This window comes from Roseibium sp. (assembly GCF_025698965.1).
In the GTDB taxonomy this organism is placed as follows: domain Bacteria; phylum Pseudomonadota; class Alphaproteobacteria; order Rhizobiales; family Stappiaceae; genus Roseibium.
The window spans coordinates 1-9,021 of record NZ_JAILWL010000262.1 but is presented as its reverse complement, the minus strand read 5'-3'; the positions used below and the strand labels follow the sequence as shown (position 1 = coordinate 9,021).

The window sequence follows — 9,021 nt, the reverse complement described above, 5'->3', positions numbered from 1 at the left end:
TGCCCATCGGTGTGGAAGCGGTCATTGCTGACATGGATGATCCAGCTAGTCTGCGGCGCGCTTTCGAAGGTGTGGAGATTGTGTTTCTGCTGGTTGCCAATGATCCGCTGGAAACCCAACGCGGGCTGGTGACCCTTGCAATCGCAGACGAGTCTTCCTGCAAATATATTGTCTATTTGTCGAACCATATGTCGACGCTCTCACCGCTCGTCCCTCATTCAGGTTCAAAAATAGCGATCGAAACGGCGATACGGTACACCGGGATTCCATACACGATACTGCGGCCTACGAATTTTGCTCAAAATGACCTGTGGCTGAAAGATGCTATTGTTGCCGGCTCTTACCCTTGGCCGATAGGCAATTTTCCCGTGACCCGCGTCGACGCTCGAGACGTAGCGCTTGCAGCAGCGAACTTGCTCCTAAACCCACGCGCGAATAATGAAGCTTTCACCTTGTCGAGCTTGGATGCTCCCAACGGCGAAGAAACCGCTGCGCTTTGGTCCAAGGCAATAGGGCGCACCGTCCTGTATCCCAACTATACGCCGGAAGAATTCGAATCAAGAATGGAAACGATGATACCATCATGGTTCAACTTCGATTTTTTGATCATGAACCGCTACTTTCAACGATATGGCTGTCCTGTAGATGCGCAAGTCTTTGAAACGCAAGCTACGCTCCTACCAGACGGTCCCCGCAGTTACGCATCCTTCGTTGAAGAGACGGCGGCGGCGTGGAGTGGCTTGCGGTAGTGCGGTTGATACCAAGCGTCGTGTTCCCGCCCGGAGCGCGTCGATTGAAATCCGATTGAAATTCTTGATGCCGTTTGTCTCCATTTGTGAAACCCGGTCTCCAACTGAGGAGGCCTTGATGTCGCGTGCTTACCCTGATCCATGAACTTGGTGGTGTCATCAAGCCCAAAGAGGCGCAAGCCCGGGCGATCCCGCAAGACGATGGCTGTGCGTGGCTGGTCAAGCCGGTGACCATGCCGGCGCGACCGTATTTGCGCCCGGCTGCTGAAAAGGAATGTCCAAAAATGGCAAGCCGGATCAGACGGACCTTTAACCGGCGTTCAAAACGGCCCAACTCAAGGTCGAAGCCAGCTTAGCTTTTTGTGTGAAAATTCGTCGCTGATTTTGCAGTCTTCAAGCATGAGATTTTTGAGAACTATTGATGCTTGGGTACTGGGGTTTCAAGCCAAGATATTGGGCTACGGCCCAATGAAAGTCCTTGCGAACGACAAATGCTTTCTTCCTATCGCTTACAGCAATAGTGGCCACTAGTGCTCAAGCGCAAACGGACCCCACTTGGACGCCGGCGAGCAACGTGGAAACTCTTCCACAAGCTAAGTATTTGATGAGAATGGACCTGAGAAAACTGGTGCCGGCAGCAGGATTCGAACCCGCGACCCCGAGATTACAAATAGACTTTTTGATGTTTTCTCAAATTTCTTGAAACCTGATCATCTTTCATATCTAATTGTTTTTGTTAATCTTTCTTCCTGATTGCTCTGGACGACGCTTCCGCCAATTTGCTTGCACTTGGACGCCATATGGACGCCATTTGGGATTCGAACGGAGCTCCTGGAAATTGTTTGGACGGTTCGAATGAAGATTTCAAAACGGAGTGTCGATGCCCTGGCTCTCAAGGGCGAACGGTATTTTGTCTGGGACGAGTCTCTCAGCGGTTTCGGCATCAGGATCGGCGCCAATGGTCGCAAGACGTTCATTTGCAGATATCGAAATGGCAACATTCGCCGCCAGGTGAAACTCGGCAACGTTGGAACCCTGACGGCCGAGGAAGCGCGTGATGCAGCCAAGAAAGTGTTGGCAAGCGTAACCCTCGGAGAGGACCCTGCCGCGGAACGGGACGCCAAGCGCGAGGCAGTGACCCTTTCGCAGCTGGTTGACCTCTTTATCGCAGGACATGGACCGAAGCTGAAGCCCACAAGCCTGGCGGGTTATCAGTCCGGGTTGAACAAGCATGTGCTTCCTGTGCTTGGTAAGCGTCCCGCCGAGGCAATCACCACCAAGGATGTAAACAAGATCCATATCGGCCTCGTGGAACACCCCTCTCATGCCAACCGGGTGATTGCCTATCTGAGCAGTGTCTTCAGTTGGGGGGCTGACAACGGGTATGTTCCGGAGACCTTCAATCCAACCCGGGCCGTCAAGCGGTTCAAGGAGCAGGGTCGTCAGCGCTACCTGAGCGAAGAAGAACTGGCGAGGCTGGGCAGCGCCCTGGTCAAGGCGGAGACCAAAGGCTTGCCCTGGACCATCAAGGCGAAGGGCGACAGGCTCAAGCATGTAGCCAAGGATAACCAGACGATCATCTATCCCTCCCATGTCACCAATGCCATTCGCCTGTTGCTGATGACCGGCTGCCGGCTTCGGGAAATCCTTCATCTGCAATGGAAGGAAGTGGATATCGGACGTGGGCTATTGTTTCTTCCCGATTCCAAGACCGGCCGGAAAACCGTGATCCTGAACCGATCTGCGATCGCCATTCTTGAATCCATGGAGCGCACCGATCAATATGTCATCCTGGGCGACATTCCGGATCAACCGAGGCATGACCTCAAACGACCCTGGACCCACATTCGCGCAGCTGCCGAACTCAAAGATGTCAGATTGCATGATCTCCGGCACACCCATGCCAGTATTGGTGCGATGGCCGGATTTGGCCTTCCAATCGTTGGCAAGCTGCTCGGGCACGCTTCATCAATGACCACGCAGCGGTATGCCCATATTGCCGATGACCCGGCGAGACGCGCGTCAGATGCGATCGGTTTGTCGTTGGAGAAGATGATGGGTGCAGAGACAACACGACTAACCGGTGAAAATTGTACTTAGCAATCACTTATTTGGTTCGCGCCTATACAAAGGTCCGCTTGCCTCTTTCTTTGAACTCTTCTGATTGAAAGCGACATATGCCTAATGGTTTGCAACGGACACCGCCGAAGTTTTCGATAGCTTTTTGAACTTCAATGCATCTCGGATCAGCGCACTGACGTGCGCTCAAGTGTCTGTAGACATGAGGATGGTGAGCTTTGAACAACCGAGAGAATTGTCATAGTGATGCGCTTCTTGCAGCTGCTCGAAGCAACGGCACCAGTTGTGCGGTTGCATTTTCGACCGAGTAGGTATCGTTCGAGACAGACAGGACTATGGCGCCTACAGGTTTCTCGTCGCCACCAAAGACCGGAACCGCACAGCTCAATTCACCCAAAAGAGTCTCTTGATTGGTAATTGCATATCCTCGTTTATAGGTGCTCTGAATCTCTTCTAAGATCTTGTTCTTGTCCGTCAGAGAATGTGGAGTCTGTGCCTGCAAATCGGACGCCACCAAGATTTTTTGGACTTCGTCCGTCGGAATTTGGGACAAGATCGCACGTCCACCAGCAGTGGCAAGTGCGGGTCTCCGGCGACCTACGATAGACGTTTGGTAATCTGTCGCTTCCGCCGCTACACGCGCCAAGTAGACAATGTCGCAATGATCCAAAATGCAGTATGAAACACGTCCTTTTGTTTTTTCCCTCAAGTCTACCAAAATCGGCCAAACGAGTTTAACAATAGGGTTTGTTGAAAGGAACTTGAATTGTAAATCAATCGCCTTTATTGAAAGCTGAAAGGTCTTTTTTCTTTCATTCTTTACTAAGTATCCTTCAGCTTCAAATGTTTTTGTGATTCTGTTGACGGTTTGAAATGTATATCCTGTAATTTTTTGAATTTCGCCATTGCTTAATTCTCTGCTTCCTAGCTTGAAGCATTCCAGGACGTGAAATGATCTAGCTACAGAATCAAGAAATAGCGGGTCTTCTTCTCTGGATTCGTTTAATTCTTGCATCGTTCGAATTCTTTTTTTACTGAGTGGCGTAGATTGTTGAAAGGCTGCGGGCGGCGTTCACGACAGCGTTCGCCAATTTTTTTCTTGTCTTGGTGTTTTGCATTTCGGTAACTGTCGTGCCCAGCCCAATGGCAGCCACGGGCGCGCCGTCCGGAGCGACAATCGGGCTTGCTATTGTGGCCGCACCGTCAATTACCTCACCGCACTGATAGGCATAGCCCTGCTCAGCTGCCTTTTGAATCTCTCTCGCGATCCTTGATCTGTCAGTAACTGTGTTTCCAGTTGAAGCAATGATCGGGGCGTTCCTTGTAATTTCGTCCCTGACTGCTGGATCAAGTTTTGCGAGAATCGTCCGTCCATACGCGCTAGACAAGATGCCCCAGCGGCGACCCGCAGGAGAAATTGAAAACATTTCGCTTCGAGATGGAATTCGGAGGAGGTAAACGACCTCATTTCCGTCTCGCATGACAACGTCGGTTCGTACACCTGATGTGTTGGCGAGCCACACCGCAACCGGAGCGGCCATTTTTAGCAAATCATTGAACCTCATGTAGGCGAACGAAAGATCCAGAACTTTCGCGCTCAGGCGATATGTCGGTCTGTTCGATTGCCGTTCAAGATATCCAAGTTGACAGAGTGTATGAACAGATCGTTGAGCGGAGCTGCGGTTGATACCTGTCAGTCCGGCAATTTCATCTAATCGCAGCTCTGGAGTGTTTGGTCCGAAAACCTCCAATATTTTCATGCATTTGCCGAGTGCACCAATGGTTTTCCGATTTGCGTTTTGCATTGCTGATTCTCCTTGAAATCAGACTACAGTACTACGCAATGCGATTACAATGCCTCTGAATTCGATTAATAGTTGACAAGTTTGAAATTGAGATCACACTATGCGTATATAAAAATTGCATTGCGTAGTTTCTGAATTCAAGCAATGTGCATTAAGCGGAGGGAAGTATGAGTTCAAGAAACCTGCTCACGACATTTGCTGCAGCTGCAATGCTGACATCGACCGCATTTCCGAGTTGGGCCGACAAAGCTACCGATACGTTGAGAGTCGCGTTTCCGAAGCAATTAGAGAGCTTGAATCCTTACGTGGCGACTGCCAGGGAAATGGTGGTGATGGCAAGACACGTTTGGGACGGTTTGCTCTACCGGGACCCGAACACAGGCGAGTATCTGGGGAACCTTGCCAAGTCCTTTCAATGGGTCGACGAAACAACGCTGGAGTTCGAGCTCCGAGAAGACGTGGTTTTTCACAACGGTGAGGCGTTTGATGCGGACGACGTCGTTTTTACTTTGAACTGGATTGCTGAACCCGCAAACGGTGTTTCCAATCAAAGCACAGTGAATTGGATCGATAGCGCGGAGAAGACCGGACCGTACGCAGTTCGTCTCAAGCTGAAGAAGGTATTTCCTGCGGCACTAGAGTATTTGTCTGGTCCGATAGTGATGTTCCCGAAGGAGTACTTTAACGAAGTCGGACCTGTCGGAATGGGATTGGAACCTGTCGGTACTGGTCCGTACAGGATTGTCGAAGTGGAGCCGGGTAGCCGGTATGTCTTAGAACGAAACGAAAATTACTTCGCAGGGCCAAAAGGAACGCCGGCGATCAACAAGATCGTTTGGAAAACCATCCCGGAAAGAAATACGCAATTCGCTGAATTGCTGTCTGGCGGGATTGACTGGATCTGGCAAATACCGGCCGACCAAGCTGAGCAGTTAGGTTACGGGTATACCGTAGCAAATGAGCCCACGATGCGTGTCGGTTATCTAAGTTTCGATGCTGCGGGTCGATCGGGAGATAACCCGTTGACGGATTTTCGGGTGAGAAAAGCGATTGCCCACGCGATTCATCGTGAAGCAATTGTAGACGAGCTCTTGAAAGGTAAGTCCAAGGTCCTCCACTCAGCTTGTTTTCCGAGCCAGTTGGGTTGTTCAGAAAACGTGGTGAATTATGACTACGATCCGGAGCGTGCGCGTCAACTCCTCACTGAAGCAGGCTACCCGGACGGCCTAACAATTCCATTTTACGCTTATCGGGATCGGGAATACGCAGAAGCTATGATCGGCAATCTTGCTTCCGTCGGGATTACTGTCGATTTCAGCTACATGAAGTATGCCGCACTGAGAGACTTGGATCATTCAGGCGAAATTCCCTTCAAGTTCATGACGTGGGGCTCAAATTCCATCAACGATGTGTCGGCGATTACGAGTCATTTCTTCAGAAAAGGCAAGGATGACTATGCCCTTGATGATGACGTCGCGGATTGGCTGGAAGCAGCGGACAATTCTATCGATGTCGAATTGCGAACCGCAAACTACGAGCAAGCACTGAAGAAAATAGCAGACGAGATCTACTGGCTTCCACTTTGGTCTTACAATACCAACTACGTTTACATCAATGAGCTCGAGTTTAAACCTTATCCGGATGAAATCCCGCGCTTCTACGCAGCAAGCTGGAAATAGCAGCACACTAAGAAGCTGAGTAAACATGGGGGAAGCTATGCTTGTCAGGCTCCCCCCAATTTTAAGGATGGGGTTATGTTTATCTACACACTCAAACGATTGCTGCTGGCGGTGCTGGTTGCAGTCACGGTGTCGTTCATATCATTCAGTCTGCTATTTCTTGCAGGAGATCCTGCTATTGCGATGGCAGGTGAAGGGGCTACGGAACAGGACATTGAAGCCATCAGGAGTTTGTATGGTTTCAACAGGCCTTTTGTCATTCAATATCTGGACTGGTTGCTTCGCGCGGTCTCTGGAGATTTTGGAGATAGCTTTTACTTCAAAACTCCGGTGATTGATCTGATTGCTGCACATCTCCCGGTGACTATGACGCTGGGTGTCCTTGCAATCACGTTTGCGCTTTGTGTGGCAGTTCCTCTTGGTGTCCTTGCTGCGACCCGACCGAACAGTTTCGTTGACCGCCTTTGCTTGTTTTTTTCAGTTATGGGGCAGGCAATGCCGAGTTTCTGGTTCGGTCTTGTGCTTATTATGATTTTTTCAATCTGGTTTAGGTTGCTGCCGGCATCAGGGGCGGACACATGGAAACACTTTGTCCTTCCAACCATCGTACTTGGCTACTACGCAATGCCTGCGATCATGCGGCTTACACGCGCGGGCATGCTTGAGGTTCTGTCGGCTGATTACATCCGAACCGCGCGTGCAAAGGGCCTGAGCCAGAACAAGATTTTGTTCAAGCATGCACTGCGAAATGCGATCATTCCAGTTGTCTCGCTCGCAGCAGTCCAGCTCGGTTTCATGCTGGGCGGTTCAATCGTTGTGGAATCGATCTTTGCGCTTCATGGCGCTGGGTTTCTTGCCTGGGAGTCCATCGCCCGGAATGATTTCCCGACAATTCAGGCACTGATCCTTGTCTTTTCAATGTTCTACATCGTCTTCACATTTTGTGCCGACGTCGCAAACGCATGGCTCGATCCGCGCATGAGGGTAAACTAAGATGTCAGTCTCCTCGCAAACAACACAGACACTGCTAAAATCTCCAAGCCCGCGTGACGTTATACTTTTGCGCGCAAGAGGACATTTGGGTTTACTGTTCAGTCTCAGCATTATGGGAACATTGCTGTTTCTTGCAGTTGCAGCACCGTTGCTTTCGCCGCACGATCCCTACCTGCAGGATCTGGCCAATCGCCTTCAGTCACCTGTCTTTCTGGGAGGCAGTTGGGAGCACCCTTTAGGAACGGATCATCTGGGACGAGATTATCTTTCGAGACTTCTCTATGGCGCTCAAATTTCGTTGCTGATCGGATTTGCCGCGGCGCTGATATCTGGACTGATCGGTACCACGTTGGGGGTTCTGGCGGGCTACTTCGGTGGTCGTGTCGATCTCATTGTAACTTTTCTGATCAATGTTCGTCTCGCAATGCCCGTTGTTCTGGTTGCGCTGGCGCTTGTCGCATTATTCGGTGGGTCGCTGCTTGTTGTAATCTTGGTGCTGGGTCTGTTGCTTTGGGATCGTTTCGCTGTCGTCCTTCGAAGTGCAACAATGCAAGTTAGATCGATGGAGTACATTGCAGCGGGCCAAATACTTGGAACCCGTCTTCCCAGGTTGCTTGCAAAAGACGTATTACCTAATATTGCAGACAGTTTGATCGTGATAATTACTCTGGAAATGGCTCATGCCATTATTTTGGAGGCGGCTTTGTCTTTCTTAGGTCTTGGGGTTCAGCCACCAGTTCCTTCCTGGGGGTTGATGATCTCAGAAGGTAAGGAGATGTTGTTCTTCCAGCCGTGGCTCATAACAATACCGGGCATAGCTTTATTTGTGCTCGTGCTGGCAATCAACATGCTCGGTGACGGATTGCGTGATGTCAGTGCTCCGGAAGGTCGAAACTGATGCAATCTACTTTTCAAAATTCAAAGGTCAGAAAAATGTCCTCGGCCGAGACTCCCGTACTATCTATCAGAAATCTTACGATTGAACTGCCGCTTGGAGGTGATCGAGCATTCGCCGTAGAAAATGTAAGTATAGAAATTCCGCCAAGGAAAACCGTCTGCATTGTCGGTGAATCGGGTTCAGGAAAGTCGATTACCTCATTCGCTACAATGGGATTGTTGCCAAAAATCCTCAAACCGACTGAAGGGCAGATCTGGTTCGGTGAACGGGATCTACTCTCCACGTCCGAGAAGGAGCGGAGTGGTCTGCGTGGAGATCGAATGGCCATGATCTTTCAGGAGCCCATGACCGCATTAAATCCCTGTTTTACGATAGGAAACCAGATCGATGAGGTGTTTTTCTCTCATCGCAAGGTTTCAAGACAAGAAGCCAAGCTAAGCACACTTGATTTGCTAAACGAAGTAAAGCTTCCGGAAACGGAACGACTATACGATTGTTATCCGCACCAACTTTCCGGTGGGCAGCGGCAACGGGTGATGATTGCCATGGCTTTGGCACTCGACCCCATGCTCCTCATAGCGGATGAGCCAACGACTGCACTTGACGTAACCACACAGGCTCAGATCTTAAAGCTTATAAGGCAACTCAGGGACAGGCATGATGCTGGTGTTATGTTTGTCACGCACGACTTTGACGTTGTTGCCGAAATTGCTGATCAGGTTGTGGTCATGAAGCAAGGCCGCATCGTTGAGAAGGGAGAGGCAAATATGATCCTAACCCATCCACAGCACCCCTACACAAAAGCCTTGATTAATGCA

General features: G+C 50.3%; 9 protein-coding genes. 7 read left to right on the top strand and 2 right to left on the bottom strand.

All coding sequences use genetic code 11. The annotated features are described in order from the left end of the window. The 3 genes from K5905_RS19860 to K5905_RS19850 all read left to right on the top strand — a co-directional run. A partial coding sequence (locus tag K5905_RS19860) for an SDR family oxidoreductase (protein WP_297586887.1) occupies positions 1-749 on the top strand: 749 nt, incomplete at its 5' end. Between the two features lie 125 nt (positions 750-874). After that, on the top strand, positions 875-1,105 hold the full coding sequence (locus tag K5905_RS19855) for a hypothetical protein (RefSeq protein ID WP_297586886.1): 231 nt from the start codon (positions 875-877) through the stop codon (positions 1,103-1,105). Between the two features lie 499 nt (positions 1,106-1,604). Further along, on the top strand, positions 1,605-2,849 hold the full coding sequence (locus K5905_RS19850; RefSeq protein WP_297586885.1) for a site-specific integrase: 1,245 nt from the start codon (positions 1,605-1,607) through the stop codon (positions 2,847-2,849). Positions 2,850-3,066: 217 nt separating this feature from the next. Here the strand turns inward: K5905_RS19850 and K5905_RS19845 are convergent, their stop codons facing one another. Continuing rightward, complete coding sequence (locus K5905_RS19845) at positions 3,067-3,843, bottom strand: IclR family transcriptional regulator (protein ID WP_297586884.1); 777 nt, start codon at positions 3,841-3,843, stop codon at positions 3,067-3,069. 16 nt (positions 3,844-3,859) lie between these two features. Then, the gene (locus K5905_RS19840; protein WP_297586883.1) at positions 3,860-4,633 is read right to left on the bottom strand and encodes an IclR family transcriptional regulator; all 774 of its coding nucleotides are present in this window, start codon (positions 4,631-4,633) and stop codon (positions 3,860-3,862) included. 167 nt (positions 4,634-4,800) lie between these two features. Between K5905_RS19840 and K5905_RS19835 the strand changes: the two genes are divergently transcribed. The 4 genes from K5905_RS19835 to K5905_RS19820 form a co-directional block, all read left to right on the top strand. Next, positions 4,801-6,312, top strand: coding sequence for an ABC transporter substrate-binding protein (locus K5905_RS19835; RefSeq protein ID WP_297586882.1), 1,512 nt, complete (start codon positions 4,801-4,803; stop codon positions 6,310-6,312). 75 nt (positions 6,313-6,387) lie between these two features. Next, positions 6,388-7,305, top strand: a complete 918-nt coding sequence (locus K5905_RS19830) for an ABC transporter permease (RefSeq protein ID WP_297586881.1) — start codon at positions 6,388-6,390, stop codon at positions 7,303-7,305. A gap of 85 nt (positions 7,306-7,390) precedes the next feature. Then, positions 7,391-8,203: an ABC transporter permease gene (locus K5905_RS19825; protein WP_367186991.1), complete on the top strand. Its 813-nt coding sequence runs from the start codon at positions 7,391-7,393 to the stop codon at positions 8,201-8,203. Then, positions 8,203-9,021 (top strand): ABC transporter ATP-binding protein (locus K5905_RS19820; protein WP_297586880.1); only part of this gene is annotated, 819 nt, incomplete at its 3' end. The genes K5905_RS19825 and K5905_RS19820, both read left to right, overlap by 1 nt.